At 69.2% G+C, this 24,686-nt stretch carries 23 protein-coding genes; 10 read left to right on the top strand and 13 right to left on the bottom strand.

Annotated features, from left to right (window positions below; translation table 11 throughout):
- Positions 1-24: 24 nt before the first annotated feature.
- From AB7P10_RS17295 to AB7P10_RS17260, 8 genes are all read right to left on the bottom strand, one after another.
- On the bottom strand, positions 25-324 hold the full coding sequence (locus AB7P10_RS17295; RefSeq protein WP_428295098.1) for a 2TM domain-containing protein: 300 nt from the start codon (positions 322-324) through the stop codon (positions 25-27).
- A gap of 47 nt (positions 325-371) precedes the next feature.
- Positions 372-803 carry a DUF2306 domain-containing protein gene (locus AB7P10_RS17290; RefSeq protein ID WP_428295097.1) on the bottom strand — a complete coding sequence of 144 codons (432 nt, stop codon included), beginning with the start codon at positions 801-803 and terminating at the stop codon, positions 372-374.
- 157 nt (positions 804-960) lie between these two features.
- Positions 961-2,868 carry a PAS domain S-box protein gene (locus tag AB7P10_RS17285; protein WP_428295096.1) on the bottom strand — a complete coding sequence of 636 codons (1,908 nt, stop codon included), beginning with the start codon at positions 2,866-2,868 and terminating at the stop codon, positions 961-963.
- A 104-nt stretch (positions 2,869-2,972) separates the two neighbouring features.
- Positions 2,973-3,821 carry an alpha/beta fold hydrolase gene (locus tag AB7P10_RS17280; RefSeq protein WP_428295095.1) on the bottom strand — a complete coding sequence of 283 codons (849 nt, stop codon included), beginning with the start codon at positions 3,819-3,821 and terminating at the stop codon, positions 2,973-2,975.
- Positions 3,822-3,834: 13 nt separating this feature from the next.
- The gene (locus AB7P10_RS17275; RefSeq protein ID WP_428295094.1) at positions 3,835-4,662 is read right to left on the bottom strand and encodes a peptidase; all 828 of its coding nucleotides are present in this window, start codon (positions 4,660-4,662) and stop codon (positions 3,835-3,837) included.
- A 57-nt stretch (positions 4,663-4,719) separates the two neighbouring features.
- Positions 4,720-7,371 carry a DNA mismatch repair protein MutS gene (gene mutS, locus AB7P10_RS17270; protein ID WP_428295093.1) on the bottom strand — a complete coding sequence of 884 codons (2,652 nt, stop codon included), beginning with the start codon at positions 7,369-7,371 and terminating at the stop codon, positions 4,720-4,722.
- A gap of 125 nt (positions 7,372-7,496) precedes the next feature.
- A complete protein-coding gene (locus tag AB7P10_RS17265) occupies positions 7,497-7,919 on the bottom strand; it encodes a hypothetical protein (RefSeq protein WP_428295092.1) in 423 nt (140 codons plus the stop codon).
- Positions 7,916-8,458: a DUF4142 domain-containing protein gene (locus tag AB7P10_RS17260; protein WP_428295091.1), complete on the bottom strand. Its 543-nt coding sequence runs from the start codon at positions 8,456-8,458 to the stop codon at positions 7,916-7,918. The genes AB7P10_RS17265 and AB7P10_RS17260 overlap by 4 nt, the downstream gene beginning before the upstream one ends.
- 133 nt (positions 8,459-8,591) lie before the next feature.
- On the opposite strand from AB7P10_RS17260, the gene AB7P10_RS17255 reads away from it, so the two are divergent.
- The gene (locus AB7P10_RS17255; RefSeq protein WP_428295090.1) at positions 8,592-8,807 is read left to right on the top strand and encodes a hypothetical protein; all 216 of its coding nucleotides are present in this window, start codon (positions 8,592-8,594) and stop codon (positions 8,805-8,807) included.
- Positions 8,808-8,818: 11 nt separating this feature from the next.
- Here the strand turns inward: AB7P10_RS17255 and AB7P10_RS17250 are convergent, their stop codons facing one another.
- Entirely contained in the window at positions 8,819-14,848 is a 6,030-nt protein-coding gene (locus AB7P10_RS17250; RefSeq protein ID WP_428295089.1) for a response regulator, read from the bottom strand.
- Positions 14,849-15,021: 173 nt separating this feature from the next.
- On the opposite strand from AB7P10_RS17250, the gene AB7P10_RS17245 reads away from it, so the two are divergent.
- Positions 15,022-15,720: a response regulator gene (locus AB7P10_RS17245; protein WP_428295088.1), complete on the top strand. Its 699-nt coding sequence runs from the start codon at positions 15,022-15,024 to the stop codon at positions 15,718-15,720.
- Positions 15,721-15,750: 30 nt separating this feature from the next.
- Here the strand turns inward: AB7P10_RS17245 and AB7P10_RS17240 are convergent, their stop codons facing one another.
- The gene (locus tag AB7P10_RS17240) at positions 15,751-16,875 is read right to left on the bottom strand and encodes an MBL fold metallo-hydrolase (RefSeq protein ID WP_428295087.1); all 1,125 of its coding nucleotides are present in this window, start codon (positions 16,873-16,875) and stop codon (positions 15,751-15,753) included.
- Positions 16,876-16,957: 82 nt separating this feature from the next.
- Entirely contained in the window at positions 16,958-17,287 is a 330-nt protein-coding gene (locus tag AB7P10_RS17235; protein ID WP_428295086.1) for a hypothetical protein, read from the bottom strand.
- Between the two features lie 136 nt (positions 17,288-17,423).
- Here AB7P10_RS17235 and AB7P10_RS17230 point away from each other — a divergent pair, with 136 nt between their 5' ends.
- Positions 17,424-17,684, top strand: a complete 261-nt coding sequence (locus AB7P10_RS17230) for a hypothetical protein (protein WP_428295085.1) — start codon at positions 17,424-17,426, stop codon at positions 17,682-17,684.
- Positions 17,685-17,709: 25 nt separating this feature from the next.
- Here the strand turns inward: AB7P10_RS17230 and AB7P10_RS17225 are convergent, their stop codons facing one another.
- Complete coding sequence (locus tag AB7P10_RS17225) at positions 17,710-17,877, bottom strand: DUF6496 domain-containing protein (RefSeq protein WP_428295084.1); 168 nt, start codon at positions 17,875-17,877, stop codon at positions 17,710-17,712.
- 60 nt (positions 17,878-17,937) lie between these two features.
- Here AB7P10_RS17225 and AB7P10_RS17220 point away from each other — a divergent pair, with 60 nt between their 5' ends.
- From AB7P10_RS17220 to AB7P10_RS17210, 3 genes are all read left to right on the top strand, one after another.
- Positions 17,938-18,696 (top strand): hypothetical protein, encoded by a 759-nt coding sequence (locus AB7P10_RS17220; protein ID WP_428295083.1) that lies wholly within the window; start codon positions 17,938-17,940, stop codon positions 18,694-18,696.
- A gap of 188 nt (positions 18,697-18,884) precedes the next feature.
- Positions 18,885-19,070 (top strand): hypothetical protein, encoded by a 186-nt coding sequence (locus tag AB7P10_RS17215; protein ID WP_428295082.1) that lies wholly within the window; start codon positions 18,885-18,887, stop codon positions 19,068-19,070.
- Between the two features lie 172 nt (positions 19,071-19,242).
- Positions 19,243-20,694 carry a sigma-54-dependent transcriptional regulator gene (locus AB7P10_RS17210; protein ID WP_428295081.1) on the top strand — a complete coding sequence of 484 codons (1,452 nt, stop codon included), beginning with the start codon at positions 19,243-19,245 and terminating at the stop codon, positions 20,692-20,694.
- 474 nt (positions 20,695-21,168) lie between these two features.
- Here AB7P10_RS17210 and AB7P10_RS17205 read toward each other — a convergent pair whose 3' ends face one another.
- The gene (locus tag AB7P10_RS17205) at positions 21,169-21,624 is read right to left on the bottom strand and encodes a PA2169 family four-helix-bundle protein (protein ID WP_428295080.1); all 456 of its coding nucleotides are present in this window, start codon (positions 21,622-21,624) and stop codon (positions 21,169-21,171) included.
- A 299-nt stretch (positions 21,625-21,923) separates the two neighbouring features.
- Between AB7P10_RS17205 and AB7P10_RS17200 the strand changes: the two genes are divergently transcribed.
- From AB7P10_RS17200 to AB7P10_RS17185, 4 genes are all read left to right on the top strand, one after another.
- Positions 21,924-22,619 carry an outer membrane beta-barrel protein gene (locus AB7P10_RS17200; RefSeq protein ID WP_428295079.1) on the top strand — a complete coding sequence of 232 codons (696 nt, stop codon included), beginning with the start codon at positions 21,924-21,926 and terminating at the stop codon, positions 22,617-22,619.
- Between the two features lie 72 nt (positions 22,620-22,691).
- Positions 22,692-23,258: an MgtC/SapB family protein gene (locus AB7P10_RS17195; protein WP_428295078.1), complete on the top strand. Its 567-nt coding sequence runs from the start codon at positions 22,692-22,694 to the stop codon at positions 23,256-23,258.
- Positions 23,239-23,904 carry a sensor histidine kinase gene (locus AB7P10_RS17190; protein ID WP_428295077.1) on the top strand — a complete coding sequence of 222 codons (666 nt, stop codon included), beginning with the start codon at positions 23,239-23,241 and terminating at the stop codon, positions 23,902-23,904. The genes AB7P10_RS17195 and AB7P10_RS17190 overlap by 20 nt, the downstream gene beginning before the upstream one ends.
- 230 nt (positions 23,905-24,134) lie before the next feature.
- Positions 24,135-24,407: a GlsB/YeaQ/YmgE family stress response membrane protein gene (locus AB7P10_RS17185; RefSeq protein WP_428295076.1), complete on the top strand. Its 273-nt coding sequence runs from the start codon at positions 24,135-24,137 to the stop codon at positions 24,405-24,407.
- Positions 24,408-24,686: the final 279 nt, after the last annotated feature.

The following is a 24,686-nucleotide window of genomic DNA, read 5'->3' as shown; positions in this document are numbered from 1 at the left end:
TATCCCGCATGGCCGGCGCCGCGTTCACAGGCCGCTGCGCTCGCGCTCCAGGCGTTCGCGTTCCTGCGCGACCAGGCGCTGCTGCAGACCGCCGCCACCCAGCGCGACCCACACGGCCAGGCCGTGGATCAGCAGGCCCAGGCCCCAGCCCAGCGCCGGATAAATGGCCCAGTGGCGCCCGTTGGAAAAAGAGATCGTGGCCAGCACGGCGTTGACGGCGAGGAAGACCAGGGCGTGCGCGTACCAGCCCATGCGGGCGCCTGCGCGGCGGCGGGCGAGGCGGTCGAGTTCTGTGGCGGACATCGTGGCATTCGTCGGGTGCATGGGGTTCTCCGGATGAAATGTGGTTGAAGGGGCAATGAGGGAGGTGCTCAGACCAGGGCGAGCCATTCGTGCCAGAGCAGGTTGCCGAGGTAGCGGTTGGGCAGCAGGGTGAAGGCGCCGGCGACCAGGCAGGCGCTCACGTACAGCCACACCATCAGGCGGCGATGGGCATTCAGGTTGCCGCGCAGCAGGTAGCGGAAGGAGAAGAACAGGCTGCCAAACACGATCGGCACCAGCAGGTGAATGGGCGTGTAGCCCGCGATGTTGGGCAGCCGGAAGTCGCGGATGAAGATGGCCGAGATGGCCGTGACCAGCATCAGGGTGACCCAGGCATAGCCGGCCGCGCGGTGCAGGCGCGGGCGCTGGCGCAGTGGGTGGCCAGCGGCATGGCCGCGCCGCGCCCACAGGGCGATGGGGCCGATGGCGATGGCCGCGATGGCGGCCGTCATGTGCACGGCGATGAGGGGTGTGAGTTGCATGGTGGGCTCCGTCCTGGGGAATGAAGCGCACTGTGCCGGGCGCTGTGTCGCGGTGCCACGCGTGTGCGACGGAACGGCCGCGCCATGCCGCGAATCGCCGCCTGGGCGGCGCGAAATGCAGCCGGTTGCGGCCTGCGCCGTCCCGCTGGGCCGGGGGTCAGGTCAGCAGCCGGGTGTTCAGCGAGAAGCTGAAGGTGGCGCCCTGACCGGGTGCGGCCTTGGCCTGGAGTTCGCCGCCGTGGCGCTGCACGATGCGCAGCGAGGTGGCCAGACCGATGCCGATGCCGCTGAACTCGTGCGGCATGTGCAGTCGCTGGAAAGGCTGGAACAGCTTGGCCGCGCGCGCCATGTCGAAGCCCGCGCCGTTGTCGCTGACGACGAAACGCCGCTGGCCCTGCACGTCCTCCGCATGGACGCGGATGAAGGCGTCTTCCTTCTGCGCGGTGTACTTCCAGGCGTTGTGCAGCAGGTTCTGCATCAGGGCCTCCACCAGCGTCGGGTCGGCCATGACGTGCAGCCCGGGTTCGATCTGGCGACGCACCTTGCGCTGCGGGTCCGTGCCCGCGAACTCGTCGAGCAGGCGCGTGGCGATGGCGCTGATGTTGACCGGCTTGCGCTGCAGCTCGCCGCGCGAGAACTGCGAGAGCGTGAGCAGGGCGTCGATGAGTTCGCCCATCTTCTTGCTCGCGGCCATGATGCGCTGCAGGTGCGGCAGGCTCTCGCCAGCCAGGATGGGGTGGTCTTCCTGCAGGGCCTGGGCAAAGCCATTGATGATGCGCAGCGGTGAACGCAGGTCGTGCGCCACGGCATACGAATAGCTTTCGAGCTCGTCGTAGGCGGCCTTCAGCGCCTCCGTGCGCGACTGGATGCGCTGTTCGAGCGAGGCATTGAGCTGCTGGATCTGCATCTCGTTGTGCTTGCGCTCGGTGATGTCGCGCGTCACGCCCAGGGCGCGCACCGCGCGCCCGCTCGCATCGCGTTCGAATTCCGCGCGCACGCTGAACCAGCGTGCCTCGCCGCCGAACAGCAGGCGGTACTCCAACTGGTACACCGCCTTGCCTTGCAGCGCGAGCGTCCACAGGTTCATCGCCCGGTCCTTGTCGTCCGGGTGCGTGAGCGCCAGCAGCTCTTCGCCCGTGAATTCGGCCGATGGCAGGCCGAGGACCCGGTGCGAGCTCGCAAGGGTGACGAAGCGATGGGTCGCGACATCAGCCTGCCAGCTCGCCAGCCCTGCGAGCTCGTGCGCCTGGCTCAGCAGGCGTTCGCTGGTGCGCAAGGCCTGCTCGGTGAGCTTGAGGGCGGTGATGTCCTGCACCACGGCGATCACGTAGTCCGCCTCGCCCGATTCCTTGCGCACCAGCGAGATGGTGAGGAAGGCCCAGACCACATGGCCGCGTTTGTGGATGTAGCGCTTCTCGAAACTGTAGTGGTCGATTTCGTCGTTGAGCGCGCGGTGGAACTGGCTGAGATCGAGGTCCAGGTCGTCCGGGTGGGTGAAGTCCCGGAAATGCATGCCCAGCACTTCGTCCTTGGTGTAGCCGATGATGTCGCAGTAGGTCTGGTTGATGCGGATCCAGCCGCCATTGATGTGGCTGTGGGCCATGCCGGTGGCGCTGTGCTCGAAGGTGTCTTCGAGCTGCTGCTTGCCCCGCCGTATCTGCTCGGTGGCCCGGTGCAGGTCCCAGTTCCGGCGTTGCATCAGCGCGATCGCACCCACCACCACGAGTTGCGTCATCAGGTGCCACAGGTTGAGCCAGAACGCCTCGGCGGGGTTCTCGAACACCAGGCTGAAATAAGGTTTGACCAGGAAGAAGTTGATCACCACCATGCCGACCACGGTGCTGAACATGCCGGCCAGAAAGCCGCCATACAGCGCCGAGAGGGCCGCGGCCAGGGACAGGGTGATGAAGCGCCCGCCCGACTCGGCCGGCGCCAGCGCCACCCGCATCCAGGCGGCCAGCAGCGTCAGCGCCAGAGCCACCAGCAAGCGCGTCCACAGCGGATGCTGCTCGGGTTGCCATGCCGTGACGCGCTGCCACACCCGCTGCAGCGGGGGCACAGTCATGGTGGAAGGCGTCAGGGGATCGGGCACAGTGGGCATGTTGGACGGCAGCGCTGGTTATACCGGAGCCGGCGTGCAGTTTGCGTCGGTATCTCCCCGCGTGCCACTCACAGCGCGTGACCCAACGCACGCAATGCGGATTCGATTGCGGCGGCCGTTTCCAGCGGCCGTTCCATGGGAAAGAGGTGGCTACCCTCGACCATGACCTTGCGCCCGGGGTGGCGCGCGTCCACCAGGCGGTTCGTCATGGCCATGCCGACCTGCTTCATCTCGGCCGAGCGCGTGCCACCGATGAAGCCCACCGGGCATTGCAGCGGGTGGCGGCGCAGCAGGCGGTCCAGGTTGTGGGGCAGGGTGTTGTAGATGGCGGTCTCGACCTCGCGCTCGAAGACGAGCGCGCGGTGCACATGGCCTTGCGCGTCGGGCTCGTCGCGCGTGCCATGGTCGACGTAGTCGCGCAGCACCTGAGGGTCCCACTCTGCGAAGGCCTTCTTGCCGCTGAAGTGGGCGTGGACCGCGTTCGCGTCGGGCCACCGGTGGCGGCGCACGCGGCTCACCTTGCCGGGTGAGATCGAGCCCACCAGCTGCGTGCGCTTGACCAGCTCGAGCGTGCGGGCACGCCAGCCGCCGAGCACCGGGGAGTCGATCAGCAGCACGCCCTTGACCGCGTGACCGCCCAGCACCGGATGGCGCGCCGCGCACATCAGGCTTAGGAAGCCGCCCAACGAATGGCCCACCAGCCAGGCACCGTCGCCATGGGCTTCGATCTCAGGTCCGGCGAAGTCGGCCAGCTGCCGCACCAGGTGCGGCCAGTTGCTGGTGACGGGATAGCGCGGGTCGTGGCCGAACCGCTCCACCGCACGCACCGTGTGGCCGCGCGAGCGCAGGGACTTGAAGAGAATGGCGTAGGTGCTGGCGGGGAAGCTGTTGGCGTGGGAGAAGATGATCAGCGACATGCGGGGGCGGTTCTCAGATCAGCTTTTCGCTCGCATTCGTGATCTTGCGCAGCGGCCGCGCGCGCGGGCTGTCGCACAGCAGCGGGACCTCGGTGTGTCCGCCGTTCCAGGTCGGGTCCTCGATGCTGTCGAACACCTCGCGCAGCTTCTGGCCCCAGGTGTTGTGCAGCATGCGGAAGTAGGGGTTGTTGTCGTCGATGCAGGTGATCTTGTCGGACTGCAGGCGGTTGACCTCGTAGACCGCCAGATCCAGCGGCAGGCCCACCGACAGGTTGGACTTGAGCGTCGAGTCCATCGACACCAGCACGCACTTGGCGGCCTCGTCCAGTGGTGTGGTGGGGGTGATGACGCGGTCGAGCACCGGCTTGCCGTACTTGGATTCACCGACCTGGAAGAACGGCGTCTCCGACGTGGCCTCGATGAAGTTGCCGGCCGAATAGACCTGGAACAGGCGCATGCCCTCGCCCTGGATCTGGCCGCCGAAGATCATCGACACGTTGAACTCCACGCCAGCGCGCTGCAGCGAGTCGCCGTCGCGTTCATAGACGTGGCGCACCGCCGCGCCCAGCACGCGCGCGGCGTCGAACATGCTGCGCGCGTTCCAGATGGTGATGGGCTCGCCGCCTTCGTGGTCGACCACCTGCTCAACCTGCAGGATCTCGCGCACCGACTGCGACACGCTCAGGTTGCCGGCCGAGAGCAGGCACATGAAGCGCTCGCCCGGCTTTTCGTAGACGATCATCTTGCGGAAGGTGCTGATCTGGTCCAGGCCCGCGTTGGTGCGCGAGTCCGAGAGGAAGACCATGCCGGCGTTGAGCTTGACGGCGACGCAGTAAGTCATGGAGGTGGGGCGTTGAGCGTTTGGGGTTGAGCGTGGGGCGGATGTCGCCTCAGGTCGCTATTGGGCCATCTTTTTGAGCCGGTAGAGCTGGTCGAGTGCATCGCGTGGCGCCAGCGCGTCGGGGTCGAGGGCGGCGAGGGCGGCCACGACGGGGTGGGTTTCGGGCGCCTCGGCCACGGGCGGCGGCGCAAACAGGTCGACCTGGGTCTGCTGTTCGGCGCTGTGGGCCTCCAGGGCCGAGAGGGTGTGGCGTGCGTGCTGCACCACGCCGGCGGGCACACCGGCCAGGCGCGCGACCTGGATGCCGTAGCTGCGGCTGGCCGGCCCAGGCTCGATCTGGTGCAGGAAGACGATGCCGCCGCCACCCTTGCCACCGGCCTCCACCGCGCTCACGTGCACGTTGACCGCCGCGTGGTGGCCGGCCGGAAACTCGGTGAGCTCGAAATAGTGGGTGGCAAACAGCGTGAAGGCGCGCGACTTGTCGTGCAGGTGGGTGGCGATGCCACCGGCCAGGGCCAGGCCGTCAAAGGTGGAGGTGCCGCGGCCGATCTCGTCCATCAGCACCAGGCTCTCGGGCGTGGCTGCGTGCAGGATCTGCGCCGCCTCGGTCATCTCGACCATGAAGGTGGACTGCGCGTTGGCCAGGTCGTCGGCCGCGCCGATGCGGGTGTGGATGGCGTCGATCGGCCCCAGGCGGCAGGCATCGGCCGGCACGTGGCTGCCCATGCTGGCCAGCAGCACGATCACCGCGACCTGGCGCATGTAGGTGCTCTTGCCGCCCATGTTCGGGCCGGTGATGACCTGCATGCGCTGCTTCGGGCCGAGCACCGTGTCGTTGGCGATGAAACTGCCGCCGCTGGTTTCATTCAGCCGCGCTTCCACCACCGGGTGACGCCCGCCGCGGATCTCGATGCAGGGCTCGGTGACGAACTGCGGTGCGCACCAGTTCAGCGTGAGCGAACGCTCGGTCAGGGCGCACAGCGCGTCCAGCGCGGCCATGGCGCGCGCGAGTTGCGTGAGCGCCGGCACGAAAGCCTGCAACCGGTCGAGCAGCTGTTCATACAGCCATTTCTCGCGTGCCAGCGCACGGTCCTGGGCGGAGAGCGCCTTGTCCTCGAAGGCCTTGAGCTCGGGCGTGATGAAGCGCTCGGCATTCTTCAGCGTCTGGCGCCGGCGGTAGTCGTCGGGCACCTTGGCCGCCTGGCCTTGCGTCACTTCGATGTAGAAGCCGTGCACCTTGTTGAACTGCACGCGCAGGTTGGCGATGCCGGTGCGCGCGCGCTCGCGCTGTTCGAGCTCGATCAGGAAGGCGTCGCTGTGGGTCTGGATGCCGCGCAGTTCGTCGAGTTCGGCGTCGAAACCGTCGGCGATCACGCCGCCGTCGCGCACCAGCGCGGCCGGCTCGGGCAGCAGGGCGGCACGCAGCAGCCCGGCGCAGCCCTCCGGTGGTGTGAGCCGGTTGGCGATGCCCTGCAGCAGGCTGCCGTCGGCGGGTTGGCCGAGTTGCTGTGCCAGTTGCTGTGCGCGTTCCAAAGTCTGCCCCAGGCCGACCAGTTCGCGCGGCTTGACCTGGCGCAGTGCCATGCGCGCGGTGATGCGCTCGACGTCGCTCGCGCCCTTGAGCGAGCCGCGCAGCGATTGCCACAGGCCGCCGCGCAGCGTGTCAATGGCGGCCAGGCGCGCGCGCGCCTCGCCGCGGTCGCGCCGGGGTTCGAGCAGCCAGCTGCGCAGCGCGCGGCTGCCCATGCCGGTGCAGCACACGTCCAGCAGCGAGAGCAGCGTGGGGCTGGACTCGCCGCGCAGCGTCTGCACCAGCTCGAGGTTGCGCCGCGTGTTGAGCGGCAGGTCGATGCGTTCGCCGCTGCGCGCCACCTGCAGGCTGGCCACATGGGTGAGCGCACGGCCCTGCGTGTGTTCGGCGTAATTCAGCAGCGCCGCGGCCGCGGCATGCGCTTCGGGCATGTCCTGCGCGTCCCAGGCGGCGAGGCTGGCGGCCTGCAGCTGTTCCAGCAGCTTGCGCTGTCCCAGTGCGGCATCAAACGCCCACGCCGGGCGCAACACCGCGACCAGCCGTGCGCCGTTGTTCCCGCTGCCGCTGGCCAGCGCCTGCACGGATTTTTCGAACGCGGGCGTGGCCTCGGCGCTGTAGAGGACTTCACCCGGTGCCACGCGCGCCACCCAGTCCGCCAGCTCGTCGCTGGCGCATTGCGCGAGGAACACGATGCCCTGCGTCACCGACATCCAGGCCAGTCCGCAACCGGTGCGAGCGCCCGGGTGCACCGCCATGAGCACCGCCTCGGTCTTGTCGGAGAGCAGTTCGCTGTCGGTCAGCGTGCCGGGGGTGACGACGCGCACCACCTTGCGCTCCACCGGCCCCTTGGCCGTGGCCACGTCGCCCACCTGCTCGCAGATGGCGACCGATTCGCCCAGCTTGATCAGGCGGGCGAGGTAGGTGTCCACCGAGTGAAAGGGCACGCCGGCCATCACCACCGGCTGGCCGGCCGACTGCCCGCGCTGCGTCAGCGTGATGTCGAGCAGGCGCGCGGCCTTCTCGGCGTCGCCGAAGAACAGCTCGTAGAAATCGCCCATGCGGTAGAACAGCAGCGTGTCGGGGTACCCGGCCTTGAGGCCGAGGTACTGCTGCATCATCGGCGTGTGCGCAGAGAGATCGGCCGCAGCCGCAGACAGGGGAGAGCTTGCTGTGTTCATCGGTGGCGTGCCGGGCCGGCGCCGGCCCCTGATGTCCGGGGTCTGGCATCACCGCCGGCCCGTGCTGGCCAACCCGGCCAATGGCGGGGCCCTATCTTAGGGGATCGCCTCGTCCGTCCTTCATTTCAGACCCGGGGCAGCATGAGCAGGGCCTGCGCCGAAAACGCCAGCAGCAGCGCCAGCGTGCAGGCACACAGCACGCGGCTCGCGGTCAGCAGGCTCCGGTGCTGACGGCGTTCGAGCCTGATGAGGAGCACGACGGTCGCGCCGTGGGTCCACACCAGGAGGCTGGCGACCGTGAGGTGCAGCAGCGGCCATGCGGCGTCCGGCCCCTGCGCGGCGCGCAGTGCCGTGCCCGACACCAGGGTCGCCAGGGCCGCGGGGGTGGCAATGCCGATGAACAGTTGCCACGCGTGCCTGCGGGTGTGCGCCGCGGGCCCGGTTTGCGCGATGGCGCGGCCCACAACGCCCGGCAGGCGCAGGGCCGCGATGCACCAGGTGAGCGCCGCTGCGACATGGATCACCGCCAGCCAGCGCATGGTGTTCACTTCGCCGGGGTGTTGCCCCGGTCGACCTCGGCCTTGAGAGACCGGGCGATCTCCAGGTGTTCGCGCAGTGTGCGCAGGTGTCGGGAGGCGAAGGCCTTCACGTCCGGATGGCGTGCGTCGCGCGCGGCATTCTCGAACAGCTGGATGTAGGACGTGTGCGCTTCGACACCCATCTGGTTCATGTAGCGCCGGTCGAAGGTGTCGTCGCCGAGGCCGCCGATCATCATCTCCTTGCCCTTCTGCAGGGCCGATGGTTCCTGGGGTGGATCGAAACCGTGGTCGGTGGCAAGGGCGCGCAGGTCGGTGTCAATCAGCGTGTGCTCGTCGATCATGCGTTGAGCGAAGGTGCGCACGCGCGGATGGCGTGCCTTGGTCAGCGCCAGACGGCCGGCCGACATTTCGGCGCGGGCGTTGTGCGCGGCCTGCTCCAGAAAGTCCTGGTCCGGGGTTTCAAGTGGCTGTGGCTGGGCCTGCGCCAAGGCGCCGAACAGCAGGGTGGCCGCCAGCAGGAGCCGTTGGAAGAGGGGGCGAGCGTTCATGGGGGGAACTCCTGGAAGGGGGATGGGTCGTGTTGCCATGGGTCCGCAAAACGGGCAAGCGCGGTGCCTGCCCGCGCCGGGTCCGCGGGATCGCCCAGGGCGGGAACGCCATTTGCCCTTTTGGAGTCACACCATGAGCCGCACCATCCGCCTGTCGGCGCCCACGCCGTCGAAGTCCGGCACCCCCCACAGTGACCTGCTGGCGTCGGTGGCGGGCGAGGAAGATCCGGGCGCGGCGCTCGACGCCCCGGTGCCGCCGCCGCGTCCGCCCGCCGGCACGGCCAAGGCCCGCAGCGCACCCGATGCGCCGGTGCCGCCGCCGAGCCCGGCGCCGGCCCGCAAGCGCTGACGGGGAGGCATTCAACCGGCCTGGTTCTGCTCCACCAGTTCGGCGGCTTCCTCAAAGCCCAGGCCGTCGAGCAGTTCCTCGATGCGCTGCGTGGTCTGCGGGCCCAGCCGCTGGCTCAGCGCGCTCTGGTGTGTTGAGAAGAAGGCCAGCGCGTCCAGGTCCTGGTTCAGCAGCATCTGCCGGAATTCGGCGATGCGGCCATCGTCCAGCGCGAGGTCCGCCGGTGCATCGGGCGCGGGTGCCGCCGGGGCGGGCGGCTGCCGCAGCTTCTGCGTGGCGTCGTCGAGGTCGCGCAGGGCCGGCGCCAGGGCCTGCCAGGCTTCGCGCAGCGCGGGATCTTCGCTGCCGTGGCGCAGCAACTGCTCCAGCGCGCCAGCGGCGGCGTGCAGCGCGCGCGCTTCCACCGTGCCGGCGATGCCCTTGAGCTTGTGCATGCGCGAGGCCAGCGCCTGTCGCTCGCCGGGTTCGCTGGCGCCGGGCCAGGGCTGCGCCGTCAATGAGCCGAATTCCTCGAACATGCGGCGCAGCGTGCGCGCCAGCAGGGCCTCGTCGCCGCCCAGGCGGTCCAGCGCGGCCTCGCGGTCGAACACGGGCAGCGCGGCAGACCCGGCGTCGGACGCGGTCGGGAACGGCGAGGACGCCGTGCCGGAGGCCGCCGAAGGACGCAGCGCCTCGCTCAGCGAACGGGCGTCCAGGGGTTTGGTCAGGTAGCCGTTCATGCCGGCGGCGCGGGCAGCGGCCCGCTCTTCGGGTGAGGTGCCGGCGCTGGCGGCGAACACCGGCAGCGTGGCCAGCCCGGGCATGCTGCGCAGGCACCGCGTGGCCTCCAGCCCGTTCATGTCGGGCATCTGCACGTCCATCAGCACCGCGTCGAAGCGGGCCCCGGGTTGGCGCAGCTGTTGCAGCGCTTCGCCAGCCGAGGCGGCGGCGGTCACGCTGGCACCCAGGCGCGCCAGCAGGTGCTGTGCGACGTCGCGCTGGATGTCGCTGTCGTCCACCAGCAGGACCGAAAGACCGGCCAGTGCCGGCGCGTCCGCGTCCACGCCGGGCGCACTCACGGGCTGGCTCTGCAGAAGGGCCAGCAGCTCACGCAGATCGTCGAGCGCGAAGGCCTGCAGGCGCTGCACCGGTTCGCGCACGCTGGCCACATCGCGCGCCACGGCCAGGGCCTGCTCGGCCTGCAGGCAGTGGGCCACCAGAGGCTGGATGCCGAGTGTGGCGGCGAGGCCCTTGAGGGTGTGGGCAATGCGCGCGCTGGTCTTGAAGTCGCGCGCGCCCAGGGCGAGTTCCAGCTCGGTGGACTGGCGCGGGTGCTCGTCAATGAAGCGCGCCAGGAACCGGGTGTACGCGCCGACGCTGCCTCCCAAACGCTGTACAGCGGCGTCGAGGTCGACGCCCAGGCGGGCCGCGTGGGCGCGCACAGCGTCCGGGAAATGTGTGGCGGCGCGCGGGGTGGGGGCGGTGCCTGCGCGCTCGGTCGCGCCGCCGCGCGCGTGTCGTTGCAGGGTCTGCACCAGCGGGATCAGGTCGAACGGCTTGCCGACGTGGTCGTTCATGCCGGCCTGCAGGCAGGCTTCGCGGTCGCTGGCCATGGCGTTGGCGGTCATGGCGATGACCGGCAGCGCCTTGAGGCCAAGTTCGTCGCGGATCGCGCGCGTGGCCGTGAACCCGTCCATCACCGGCATCTGCAGATCCATCAGCACGACGTCGAAGGCCTGTGCGCCGGCTGCGAGCACGTCCAGCGCCACGCGGCCGTTGCCCGCCACCTGCACGATGGCGCCTTCGTCGCTGAGCAGCTCACAGGCCACCTGCTGGTTGTTTTCGTTGTCCTCGACGAGCAGGATGCGCAGGCCCTGCAGCGCGCCGCCCGACAGGGAGCGTTCCGCGGCTTCGGTCCTGGCACCCGCCTTGTCGCTGGTGGCGACCTCGACCGCGTCCACCAGCATCGAGGCGGTGACGGGCTTGATCAGGTAGCCGTCGAGCACGCCGTGTTCCAGCACGTCCTTCTTTTCGGTGAGCTCGCGCCCGTGCGCGGTGACCATGATGAGCAGCACGTTGGGGTCGCTCAGCGCCAGGCTGCGGATGCGGCGCGCCGCTTCCCAGCCGTCCAGCCCGGGCATGTGCCAGTCCATCAGCACCACGTCGAAGCGCTGGCCCGCGCGGGCCGCCTGCTGCAGACACTCGATGGCGGCCTCGCCGCCGGTGGCGGTCTGCACCGCCCAGCCGTTGCTGCGGGCCAGGCTGGAGAGCGTGTCGCGCGCGAGCTCGTTGTCGTCCACGATGAGCACGTTCAGCGGCTGCGCGTCCTGCGCGGGGGCGGGGAGCATCGCGGTGCTGGCTGCCGGGACCGCCCGCAGCGGGATGGTGAAACTGAATCGCGTGCCCTCGCCCAGCGCGCTGTGCAGGGCCAGCTCGCCCCCCATCAGGGCCACCATGCGCTGGCAGATCACCAGGCCCAGCCCGGTGCCGCCGAAACGGCGCGTGGTCGACGACTCCGCCTGGGTGAAGCCCTGGAAGATGCGGTCCTGGTTTTCGGGTGCGATGCCGATGCCGGTGTCGCGCACCACCACCTCCAGGTTGACCGTGTCCTGTCCGGTGGCGTGCGCGCGCAGCGAGATCACCACCTCGCCGCGGTCGGTGAACTTGATCGCGTTGCCACCCAGGTTGACCAGGATCTGGCGCAGGCGCAAGGCGTCGCCAATCAGGGTCCGGGGCACGTCGGGCGCGATGTCGAACAGCACGTCGATGTCTTTGAGCCCCACGCTGGCCGACAGCACCACGGCCAGCTCGCGCAGCAGCTGGTCGACCTCGAAGGGGTGGGGGTCGAGCGTGAGCTTGCCCGCCTCGACCTTGGAGAAGTCGAGGATGTCGTTGAGCAGGCCCAGCAGGGAACGCGCCGCGCCCTCGGTCTTGCCGGTGTAGTCGAGCTGGCGCGGCGTGAGCGGGGTCTTCTTCAGCAGCGTCAGCATGCCGAGGATGGCGTTCATGGGCGTGCGGATCTCGTGGCTCATGTTCGCCAGGAACTGGCTCTTGGCCTGCGACGCGGCCTGTGCGGCCTCGGCCGCATGAACGAACTTGGTGATGTCGAAGCGGAAGCTGACCGCGTGCCCGTCGGACAGGGGGCGTTCCACCACCCGCAGCGTGCGTCCGTCGTTCAGGCGCCGCTCCCAGTCGTTGACGGTGCGGTGGTCGCGCACGCGTTCGGCGATCCAGGCTTCGTGCCGTCCCACGGCCTGCGGCATCTCGTGCCGCTGCAGGGTGGAGCGCATGATGTCCTCGTAGGACTTGCCCACCACGAACAGGTCGGCCATCTGCGGGTCCAGGGCGCGGTAGAGGTCGTTGCAGTAGATCAGCCGGTCCTCTTCGTTGTAGATCGCCAGGCCCGCGCCGGTGACTTCGAGCGCGCTGGCCATCAGATCGGTGGACCGCCGCGCGCGCGCCTCGGCCTCGCGCCGCGCGGAAATGTCGGTGTAGGTGCTGACGAAGCCGCCGTCGGCCAGTGGTCCGCGCCGCACTTCGACCACGCCACCCGAAGGCAGGGCGCGTTCGAAGCGCTCCAGGTGGCGGGTGGACATGGCGTCCATCACCACAAACTGCGTCTGCTCCTGGGGGTCGCCCGGGCCGTAGTCGCCGCGTTCGGCGCTGTAGTACACGATGTCCTCGAACCGGGTCTTGCCGGTCTGGCGCAGGTGTTCGGGCAATTCGAAACGCTGCCCGAACTCGGTGTTGGCCATGACCAGCACGCCGTCGCCATCCACCACGCTGAGCGCGCAGGGCAGGCTCTCGATGACCCCGGAGAGCAGGTCGTTCGTGCGCTGCAGGGCGCCGGAGAGTTCCTTGCTGGCGGTGATGTCCTGCAGTGCCCCGGTCAGGCTGACGGGCACACCGTCGCGCGTGTCCAGCTCACCGGCCGTGCGCACCCAGATGCGCCGCCCGGTGGCGGTAATGAGTTGCAGTTCCAGATCGAACGGCTGGTCTTCCTCAATGGCTCTGATCACCGCGGCCTGCACCACCGGCCGCGCTTCGGGCACGTAGCAGGCGATGGCGCCCGCCAGGCTGGGCGTCTGGCCCGGTTCCATGTCGTGGATGCGGCAGGTCTGGTCGGTCCAGCGCAGGTTCCGCGTGGCCAGGTCGAGCTCCCAGCCGCCGATACCGCCAATGCGCCCGGCGCGGTCCAGGAAGGCGCGGCTCGACCGCAGGGCTTCTTCGCTGCGGCGGCGCTCGCTCACGTCCAGGATCACACCCACGATGCGCGCGGGGCGCCCGTCGCTGCCGTTCATGACCCGTGCCGTGGCCTGCAGGTGCCGGATCTCGCCACCCGGCAGGCGAATCTGAAACTCGATGGAGCAGCGTCCGTCGCCCGCCACGGCCTCGGCGATCGCGGTCTTGATGCGTTCTCGTTCGTCGGCCGGCACGCGCGCGTACCAGATGTCGTAGGGCTTGCCCTCGCCCGGGCGCGCGCCGTAGATCCGGTAGGTCCACTCGTCCCAGACCGCGATGCGGGTCGCCAGGTCGAGCTCCCACACGCCCAGGCTGGCCGCGTCGCTGGCGAGCTGGAAGCGCTCGCTGTAGTTCGCGAGCATCTGTTGCGCCTGCTTGCGCTCGGTGATGTCGTTCTCGATGGCCATGAAACCCAGGGTGTCGCCGCCATCGGTCACCAGGGGCTGGATTTCGATCTCGACCCAGTACTCGCGACCGTCCTTGGCGCGATGGCGCATTTCACCCTTGAAGTGGGCGCCCTCGCGCAGCGACTGTTTCAGGCGTTCGATGTCAGCCGGATCGGACGTGGTGGATTTGAGGACGCTGTCCGGCGTGCGGCCCAGCACCTCTTCGGTGGTGTAGCCGCTCAGGCGCTCGAAGCCGGCGTTGACCCAGGTGATGAGCAGTTTGCGGTCGGTGATGACCACCGCGTTCGAGGTGCGCCGCGCCACCGCGGCCAGCCGCTCCAGGTCGATCGTCATGGAGCGCGCCAACGCCTCGGCGCGCTGCCGCGCCATCACGGACTGGGAGGTCAGGCGCGCCAGCAGGGCGGTCAGCAGCAGGCCGATCAGCAACACCAGCACCGCGGGTTGCCAGGGCACGGCGCGTTCCAGCGCCGGTGTGCTGCTGGTCTGCACGGTGAAGGCCTGTCCATGCACCTGGATGTGCAGTCGCTCGGAGAATTTGCTGACCGGTGCAACGCGCGGTTCGCGCGTCATGGTCACGCCTTCGCCGTGCCCGACCACGTGGTAGCCGGCGACCCAGTTCTCGGCCGTGGGCGTGCCGTGGCCGGTGTGGAGCTCGAAGGTGACGAGGTCGTCGGTCACGCTCAGGATGTCGGCGAACAGCTCCCGCGCCACCAGGGGGGCGTAGAGCACACCGCGCAAGGTCGCTTGGCGCTCGGCTTCGGTGGGTGGGATGGTGGCGCCGGCGTACACCGGCAAGAACATCAGGAAACCCGGTGCGCGAAGGCCGTTGCGGGTGATCGGCAGCGGCGGGCTCAGGGTGGTTTCACCGGTCGAAATGGCGCGCTCGATCACCTCGCGCGATGCGGCGGCGCTGCCCAGGTCGATGCCCATGGAGTCCGGGTTGAGCGCGCGCGGTTCGATGTAGCGCACCACGTACAGCGTGTCGAGGTCCTTGTCCTGGAACTGGCGCAAGCTGAACTCGGGCGCGCCGTCGGCGCGAACGGCCTTCAGAAAGTTCGGCAGATCGGCGCGCGCGACCCGCTCGACAAAGCCAAAGCCGCGGCTGCCCGGAAACTCGTTGGGCAAGTCGCGTGAATTGACGTACGCCTCGAATTCCGGGCGCAGCACCTGCTGGCTGGCGGCGTAGGTGCCGCGCGCGCCCTTGAGGCCGTAGGCGGGCATGGCCAGCCGCTGTGCGATGCTGTCGGCGACGTGGGTGCTCTTGCGCCCGAACTCGATGCGGGCCTGTTCCCGCGCGCGGTCTGCGAGCGAGTACGCGGCCACGGCACTGACCGCCACGCCCAGGCACAGGATCACCACCGTGAGGCTCAGGCGCCCCTGGCCCGGTCCGGGAAGCAGTTTGCGGATGTTCATCGCCGTCAGTGTCCGCCCGGCGCCGGTGGCGCATCGCGCGGATAAGAAAGCCCGCAGGGGGTCAATTCCCGCGTTCGCCCCAGCCGGCCCGCCGGTCCAAGGCGTGGGAATACCGGGAAATCACCGGTTTTTTCGGGGGCTATCGCGCTCGGAATGGCGCGATGATCCTGCCCATGAACGCTGCCACCCCCACGCCTTCTCTTTCGCGTCGCAAGATCCTGATCGTCGACGACGACCCCAGCCTGGTCCACGTGCTGGCGCGCACTTTGCTGGACGCGGCCCAACTGCATTTCGCGGTTCGCGGTGTGGACGCGCTGAGGAAGCTCGACACCCACACGCCCGACGTGATGCTGGTCGACGTCGACATGCCTGACATGAACGGCTACGAGCTCATCGAGCAGATGCAGAGGAACCCGAAGAACCGCCACACGCAGGTGATCATGGTCACCTCCCACACCGAGGATCTGTATCGCAAGCGGGCCATGGCGCTCGGCGCGGTGGACTTCTTCGTCAAGCCGATCAACCGGCAGCAGATCCGCGAGCGGGTCGACCAGATCCTCAACCCGCCGGAGATGGAAACCATCGAGCTGAGCCTGTCGCCGCACGGCGACTTCAGCTTCAAGTCCGATCAGCCGGTCATCGCGGCACCGGTATCGGCGCCCGCCCCAAGGGCGTCAGCGGATCCCGCGGCCCAGCGGACGGACGCCATCACCTCGGAGCTGTTCGAGCGCATGACCGCCATCCTGGAGCAGACCGAATCCATCCGCGCGGCCGCCACCGGCGGCATGGACATGGGCCGCATCGCCCGCATCGAGGAAGAGTGCGCCGAGGTCATCCAGCTGCTGGTCACCCTGAGCGACCCGAACGCGTGAACGCACCCGGGCGGTGGCGTGCGCCCGGGTTTACTTCATCCTGTAGCGGTACACGCCGTCGGCCCCGGTTTCCCGCACGGCCTCGCCCCGGGTCAGCAGGTGGTTGAGGTGGGCCACGCCTTCGCCGGTGGCCATGCCCAGCAGCTCGCCGCTGTTGTCGATTGAACGCGCGAACAGCGCCCCAAAGACGTCGATGGTGCGCCTGGGCGATTCGGCCAGGCTGCGGCGCAGCCGCTGCAGGCCGCGCTCGTGGCCCTGCGCCAGGCGGTTCAGGCGCGCGTGCAGGCCGCGGAACGGCTCACCGTGGGCCGGCAGCACCAGCAGCTCGTCGCTCAGCGTGGCGCGCAGATGTTCGATGCTGGCGATCCAGTCGCCCAGCGGGTCGGCGTCGGGTTCGGTCGGAAACACGCTCACGTTCGACGAAATGCGCGGCAGCACCTGGTCGCCCGAGACCAGCACGCCCAGCGTCTCGCTGACGAAGCAGGCGTGTTCGGGCGAGTGCCCGCGCCCGACCACCACCCGCCAGTCGTGCGCGCCGATGCGCAGCGCCTCGCCGTCGCTCAGGCGCCGGAAACTGTCGGGCAGCGCGTGCATGTACTTGCCGTAGCCGCCGAACCGCGTGCGGTAGATGTCCAGCGCCTCCTCGTTCCAGCCCATCCGGCGGTAGAACTCGATCGCCTCGTCGGGCGCTTCGCGGCCGGTGTCGCCCACCAGGGTGCGACAGGTCAGGTATTCGAGGCGCGTCATCCACAGCCGGCACTGGAACTTGCGCGTGAGCCAGCCGGCCATGCCGACGTGGTCCGGGTGCATGTGGGTGCAGAAGATGCGCGTGATGCGCGCACCCTGGGGCGTGGCGGCGAGCGGACCGTCGGCGGCGATCAGCTGGCGCCAGGCGGCCAGCGCCTCGGGGGTCTTGGTGCCGGTGTCGATGATGGCCCAGCCCGGGCCTTTCTCGTCCTCGTCGGCCACGGCCCAGAGGTTGATGTGGTTGAGCGCGAAGGGCAGGGGCATGCGCAGCCAGAGCACGCCGGGCGCGACTTCGCGCACCTCACCGGGCGCGGGCGGCTCTCCGCAGGGGTACTGCAGCGCATAGGGCGCGTCGGAAGCGGTGGCCGGATCGTCCGGTCGGCCGTCGGAGGTGGGTGCGTCGGGCATGCGGGGATTATTTCAGACCGCACCGGCACGGGGACACGCCCCGCAACAAGCCCCGGTCGGGCCCGCCGCGACCTCGCCGGCGTCAGCGCCGCCGGGTCTTGCGCGGCGCAGGCGGCGTGCGCGCCTCCTGCGAGGGGTGCAGCCCGCCGGCGCCCGGCACATAGCGGGCGCGCTGCTCTGCATCCAGGCCGGGCGGCGCGCGCATGTCGGTATCCACCTGCCCGCTGCGCAGGTCGCGGTGGGCCTGGCGCATGCCCGGGTCCGGTATTGGCGAGGTGCTGCCGGTGGACTCATCCCGCTCATGCGGCAGTTCCAGATGTTCTTCCGCCTCGGTGGTCGGGGTCGAACCGGGGGCACGCGGCGTGCGGTCCACCGGGTTGGACGGGTCGCGGGGCCGGGTTGGTCGGATCATGGGCGTCTCCTTGGCGCGTCGGTCTTGGCAACGAACGGCAAGGCATGTGCCTGCTGGCCACGCCGCTGCAGGGGCGGGCACCTGGATTGCCGGCCCTCGGGCGCGCGCATTGTGGCGCGCGACCAAGGAGAGCACCATGACACCTCTGCACCCCTCCCGGTTGGCGCTGGGCCTGGTGGCGGCAACCGCCTCGCTGGTGTTGCTGTCTGCTTGCGAGCAGCGCCCCAGCGACATGCCCGCGCCCAGCACGGGCGATCTGGAGCGAGAGCGCCAGAACACCAACCCCGCTGTGCCGCCGAGCGCGCCGGCCATGAGCACACCACCCGCCGACGCACAACCCCCGGCATCGCCGCCAGCGGTCGGTTCGCCTGGTGCGCCGGGCGGCACCAGCCAGTGAACCCGCGGCGCGCGCGTGTTGCGGATCAGCCGCTCTTGCGCGCTTTACGCGCCTTGGGCGGCGCGGGCACCCGCGCGCCTTTGTCGCGTGCTTCCGACAAGCCGATGGCCACCGCTTGCTCGCGGTTTCGCACGGGGTGGCCTGAACCGCTCTCGAGCTCGCCTTCCTTGAATTCGCGCATGACCTTCTTCATGGTCTTGTCAACGATGGAACGGGTACGTGATGGGGACTTTGCCATGGGGGGCTCCTGGTGATGAAGGCAAACGCCGACGGGCTTCATGCGGCGAACGGCGTGCCCGACGGGACGCGACGTTCGAAGGCCTCTGGGGGAGGCCCGGAAGGTGTTGCTGCAGTTTTTTCCGAAACCCCGGTTCCGCCGCTCCACTTCGGCGGCGAGGCGCCGCGCTTTCCCTCACAGGCTGTCTGGTGCGCGCTGCCGCAGGCGATCACGCCGCAGCGGGTGGGCGCTTCGCGGTCCAGTCCGCCGCCCGATGGCGACTGGCTGTACGAAATCCGTCTCGACGGCCATCGCATGCTGGCGCGCATCGACGCCGGGGAAGTCCGGCTGATCACGGGCGACGGCGAGGACTGGACGGCCCGGCTACAGCCCCTGCGCCGCACGTTGGCGGCCATGAGGTTGTTGCCCGGCTGGTACGACGGCGAGATCGTGGTGCTGGACGAACGCGGCTTGCCGGATGCGGACGCATTGCGGCAGGCGCTGCAGCGGCATGCGGGCGATGTCGTGCTGTACCTGTTCGATCTGCCCTACCTGGACAACTACGATCTTCGCGCCGCGCCGCTCGCGGCCCGGCGCGCCCTGCTGGCGCACCTGCTGGCAGGGGCCGCGTCCGACCGGGTGCGCCTGAGCGAAGCGTTCCCGGCACCGGCGCAGAGCCTGCTGGCCGCGGTGTGCAGGCTCGGGCTCGAAGGGCTCGTGGCCAAGCGCAAGAACGCTCCCTACCGGGCAGGGCGCCAGGCCGACTGGGTCAGGATTGCCTGTGGCCCGCGCTGAGCGGGCACACCCCTTGCCCTTGCACGGGAACGTTCCACCAACCGACACGCTGTCGGCAAACGGACCCCGACACAGCCGCCCCGAGCGGGGCAAAGGAGTTCCTGATGATCCCTGGCCGTTCTTCGCTGGCCGAATCCACCGCTTGTATGTCCCCCTTGCCCGGCGTGTGGGCCGCGCTCCGCGCGCACATGCCTGACGTTCCCCAGCCTCCACCGCCGATGCCACGGCCCGTGCCGGGAGGCCCGCCCGCGGCGCCACCCGAGACACCGACGAAACTGCCGCCCGACATTGAGGAGCCTGACGTGCCCGACGAGCAGACGCCGCCGGCGGGGGACCCGCCCCGCGACCCCAAGCCCATCGTCACATTGCACTGACCGCGACTGGCAACAACCTGGTGCGAGGACAAGAGACATCGCAAAAGATGGCATCATCTCCGCAGCTGCGCAATGCCCGGTCGGGGAAACCGCCGAGGCCGGCACGCCGCCGTTGCGCGCGCGAGCACGGCCGGGGGATGCCGGTGCCAGCGCGGCTCGGAAAGAGCCAACGATGACCCATGCCCTGATCGTGGATGACGATGTGGACTCTGCGGCAATGCTCAGCGAGCTGATTGCCATGCAGGGTCTCACCGTGGCGTGCGCGCATTCCCTGCGCGACGCGCGCAAGCAACTGGCGCTGCAGGCCCCGGACCTGGTGCTGCTGGACCTGCGCCTGCCCGACGGCAGTGGCATGGACCTGTTCTCCGACCCCGATCTGCTGGCCAATTCGGAGGTGGTGCTGATCACCGGGCATGCGAGCCTGGAAACCTCCATCCTCGCGCTGCGTCTGGGCGCGGTGGACTACCTCATCAAGCCCATCAACATGAAGCACCTGCAGGGCGTGCTCTCACGGGTGATCAAACCCGCGGTGTTCAAGGCCGAGGTGGCTGACCTCACCGCCAACCTGGCCAGCACCGGCCACTTTGGCCAGCTGTGGGGCCGCTCTCCGGCGATGCAGCGCGTGTACGACCAGATCGCGCGCGTGGCCGGCTCGGGCGTCACGGTCTTCATCACCGGCGAGAGCGGCACCGGCAAGGAGGTGGTGGCGCAGACCATCCACGAGCTCAGTCGTCGGCGCAAGATGCCTTTTCTGGGTGTCAACTGTGGTGCCATCTCGCCCAACCTGATCGAGAGCGAGATCTTCGGCCACGAGAAGGGCAGCTTCACCGGCGCGGATCGCCAGCACCAGGGTTTTTTCGAGCGGGCCGCCGGGGGCACGCTGTTTCTCGACGAGATCACCGAGATGCCACCGGACCTGCAGGTCAAACTGCTGCGGGTGCTGGAGACCGGGCGTTTCCTGCGCGTGGGCGCGACGCAAAGCCAGGAAACCGACGTGCGCATCATCGCCGCGACCAACCGTTCGCCGATGCAGGCGGTGGCCGAGGGCCATCTGCGCGTGGACCTGATGTACCGGCTCAACGTGTTCCCGATCGATCTGCCGCCGCTGCGCGACCGGCTCTCGGACGTGCCCCTGCTCGCGGACCGCTTCCTCAAGCTCATCGGCGAGCAGGAGGGGCGCGAGAAAAGCTTCTCGCCCGAGGCCCTGGCGCAACTGAGTGCCTACCGCTGGCCCGGCAATGTGCGCGAACTGCGCAACGCCGTGCACCGTGCCTACGTCATGGCATCGGGCAACACCATTGACACACAGTGGCTGCCGCAGGAAGACCGGTCGCCCGATGTGCCCGCCATGGCGCCCGATAGCGCGCCGGTGCAGGCTGCTGTGGCACCCGCGCGAGACAGCGAGACGCCGGCGGGCCGCGTGAACGGCGAGGCATCCGAAGGGTCGGTGGTGCTGCCGCTGGGCATCTCGCTGGCCGAGGCCGAGCAGGCGCTGATCGAGGCCACCCTGCAACACTATGGCCACCAGAAGGAGCGCACCGCGGCGGCGCTCGGGATCAGCCTGAAGACGCTGTACAACCGCCTCAAGCGCTACGCCGCCGAGGAAGGGTCCGGACCGGGTTGATCGGGGGGCGGCATGCCATTTGCCGCAGGGGCGCAGGCGGATCCCCGGGGCTGCCGCTTGCTGCGCCGGGGTTCATTGCGCTTGACCTTTCCCAGGAGTTCGCCATGGTCCACGCCCGCAGTCCATTGCCCCAAGCACTGTCCGGCGGCGAGAAGAAGGCAGCCGTGCTCGAAGGCGCTGCACCCGACGGATGTGCTCGCCCGTGTGAGGAAGCGTCGGCCGCGCACCCGGGCCCTTGCGCCTTGCTGTGCCCACACGGTGGTGTCCGCAGCGCCGGAGGGCCGCGTACAAGTGATGCCGCCACGCCGCCGTCGGCGCCCCCCGAAGATGAAAGCGCGGATCCCGTCGGCGATGGCCACAGCGATGCGGAATGGGCCGCTCGCCATCCGCAAGCAGGGCGTTGAAGCCCGCGTCGGCATTCGAAAAAAAAGAAGGCCCGCAAGCAGCGGGCCCAAGGGGGATGCGAGCAGCCGCTCAGGTGGCGGTGGCCTTGTGCTGGTCGCGCAGCGTGCGGATCTGGTCGTGGTTGCGCTTCACGCCCTGCAGCTGGGCTTCCACGATGCTGCGGATTTCGATCGGCAGGTCTTCCTTGAGCGCTTCGCGGTAGGCCTTGAGCGCCGTATCCTCGCCGCGCTCGGTTTCCTCGAGCATGGCCAGGTCGCTGTAGCCGGCCAGTGTGCCCTTGACGGCGACCCAGCCCCGGTGCACCGAGCCGCTCGCCGTGCCGCTGTCCTCGGGTTTGCCGCCCCGCTGCACCACGAGCGTCTGCAGCTCCGCAGCCGCACGCCGGCAGTCCTGCGCGCGGGCGTCGAAGAGTTGCTTGATCTGCGGATCCACGGCGTGGTCCGCGCTGGCCTTGAAGCCGTACTCACCGTCCTTGCAGGTCTCGATGAGTTTGTTGAGCGTGTTGATGGTGTGAGTGTCTTTCATGGCGTTCCTTCGAAGGGGTGAACAGAGAGCCGGTGTGGCGGGCCCGGGCCCGTTGCTTCCGACAGGCCATAGGGGCATGTGGCGTGCCCACCCGGTGCTGCGGTCGAAGGGCCGGTGTGGGCACACCCGGCCAGGCGCTTCGGCAACTATTGCTGCAATAGGTATGCCCCGCGGCGTGTTCGCGGCGCCGTGAACCGGCCCGCGTTCGACAGGCCTGGCATCCCGCTTGCCCCGGGGAGTTCGCTGCATTCCGTTTCCGGCGCAGTGTTTCTCCAACCCGAACCAGACAGGAAGCTCACATGAACCGCTCATTCCATTACCTCAGGACGTGGCCGCTGGCCGCCGTGGCCATGGCCGTTGCCTGCTCGGTGTCCGCCCAGACGGAGACACCGCGCAGCGACACCTCTTCCACTTCCGTGGCCCAGTCGAACACCACGGCCACAACCACCACGGCCCCCCAACGGCGCACCCATGCCCCGGGCGAGGATTCCTTTTCGGTCATTCCCTACACCTCGCACGGCTACGTCGGCATCAACGCCGGCCGGCACGACTACGACCTCGACTGCGGACTCGGCGCTTTTTCATGCGCCGACAAGAACACGTCGTACCACCTCTACACCGGGGGCATGTTCAACCGCTATGTGGGAGCCGAGCTCGGCTACGTGAACCTGGGCCGCATGGACCGTGGCGGCGGCAAGTCCGAAGCGCATGGCATCAACCTCAGCCTGGTCGGGCGCCTGCCGCTGGGTGTGGTGCACCTGTTCGGCAAGGTGGGCACGACCTACGGCCGCTCGGAAGTCACGGCAAGCCCCCTCTCGGGCATCCCGACCGGCAAGGCCAGTGGCTGGGAAGGCTCGTACGGTGCGGGCATCGGATTTGACCTCAGTCCGCGTTCGTCCATCGTCGTGGAATGGAACCGCTACGACATCCGCTTCGTCGGCGTGGGCAAGCGCGAGGTCGACACCACCAGCATCGGCTACATGCACCGCTTCTGACGCGGGCAGGCATCCACGCCCTCCCGCCCAGGCTTGCGGCAGGCTTCTCATTCACGCACCTGGGCGCGGGCCATGTCCGTTCTGCAAACCGTCTGGACCACCGTTCAGGCCGAATTCGGCGACGTCGCGGAGGTCGAGCGCATCACGCGCGCCACCTGGCGCATGGGCGAGGCCCTGCTGCTCGGGGCCGTGATCGGCTGGGACCGCGAGCGGCGCGACGCCGAAGCGGGGCTGCGCACGCACATGCTGGTGGCGCTGGGCGCCGCGCTCTTCGTGCTGGTACCGATGGAGTACGGCATGAACGATGAACAGCTCAGCCGCGTGGTGCAGGGGCTGGTCTCGGGCATCGGTTTTCTCGGTGCGGGTGCCGTGCTCAAGGACCAGGAGGAGGGCCGCATCCACGGATTGACCACCGCGGCCAGCATCTGGGCGACGGCGGCGGTCGGTCTGGCCGCGGGCATGGGCCTGACGGGCACGGCCGTGCTGGCCACCGTGTTCATCCTGGTGGTGCTGGCATGGCTGCGCCGCTGGGGGCATTCAATGCGCCGGCGCTGGCGTGATGCTGGCGACCGGTCCTCGCGTCCGACCGAGTCCGCGGTTGCTTCATCGAGAGTGAACGATGTCCATCGCGGGCAATGATCTGAAATTGCTGGCACAACGGCTGAGCGAGCGCCGCGAGAACATCCTCCGCGCCTGGCGCGAGGCCGTGAGCGCGGACGCGGCCCTCACCGACCGGGTGGACGTGGCGCTGCTGCTGCGCGAGCTGTGGGAGACGGTGGACGGGCAGGCGCGGCACAAGGGCCTGGCGTTTTCGCTGAACGGACCGCAGCCCTTCGTGGTGCAGATCGATGCGGTGAAGCTGCGTCGCATCGCGCAGAACCTGGTGTTCAACGCCGTCCGCTACACCCGTGCGGGCGGTCTGGAGCTGGCGTGGGCCCCGTGTGGGGCGCAGGACGCGGGGCGCTGGGAGCTGGCGGTGAAGGACACCGGACCCGGCATCGGGCACCCCCGGTCATCGGAACTGCGGGATGCGCTCGAAGTCGCCAGCAAGTACGAACGGCGGGTGGCCAGAGACACTCTCAGGGACGAGGTCACGCACATCCAGGATCCCCATGCGGGCCTGCCCGCGCCGGGTGCCACCGACGGCGATCGCTCCCACGGCGAGGGCATCGGCCTGTCGATCGTGAAGCGCCTGTGCGAGCTGCTTGATGCGACGGTGCAGGTGGACTCGACCCCATCGGGAACCACCTTCTGCATCGTGTTTCCGCGCGCCTACGGTGGTTGAGCGCGCACCGGGCGCGCCCACTGGATTCAGCGGGGCGCGCCGCTGGTCATCACATCCTTCACGTACTTCATGGGGCTTCTCCTGCTGCTGCGGGTTGAGGGCGTCACCCGCCGGCATGAAGGCTGGGCGCCGCGTCTGGGCGGATGCCGTGCCCGCGCCCATGGGCACGGTGTTTGCTGACGCTGCGCCGGCGGAACGTTCCGCCTGGATTCCAGCCAAGGAGAAGTTTCATGGTCGATCTTGCAATCTGGCTTGTCGGGGGTGGCGTGATCGGCTGGCTGGCCAGCGCGATCATGCATCCCGATGACGAACAGGACGTCGCGCTGAATGTCGCGCTCGGCATCGCGGGCGCCTCGCTGGGCGGCTGGCTCGTCTCACCGCTGCTGGGCATGGGCGCGATCCATCCGGAGATCTTCAACACGGGGGCCCTGCTGGTGTCTCTGGTGGGTGCGATCCTGCTGCTGGCCATCGTCAATGTGTTTCGGCAAGGCTCCGCGCCTTGAATGGTTGGTCGCGCGCGTGCGGCTCGGCTTCGATGTGACGTCGCTGCGGTAAGCCCGTCTCCGGTCGCGTTGAGCCGAGGGTTTTCGGCAATATTTGCAGCAAGAAAGGCATGTCGCAGCGACAAGCTGTGGCGTCGTGTGTCACCGGTGTGCGGATGTTGCGTGGCGCTTGGCGCGGGCACACGGCTGCGTTGAGCGTGCGCGGTTTTTGTTTGAATTTGTGTCGCCAGCGCCCGGCCGGCACGTCCGTTGCGTGAAACGGCAGGAGGTGGCCGCGTG

Source organism: Hydrogenophaga sp., from assembly GCF_050182545.1.
GTDB lineage: Bacteria > Pseudomonadota > Gammaproteobacteria > Burkholderiales > Burkholderiaceae_C > Hydrogenophaga.
This window is presented reverse-complemented; position numbering and strand designations above follow the sequence as displayed.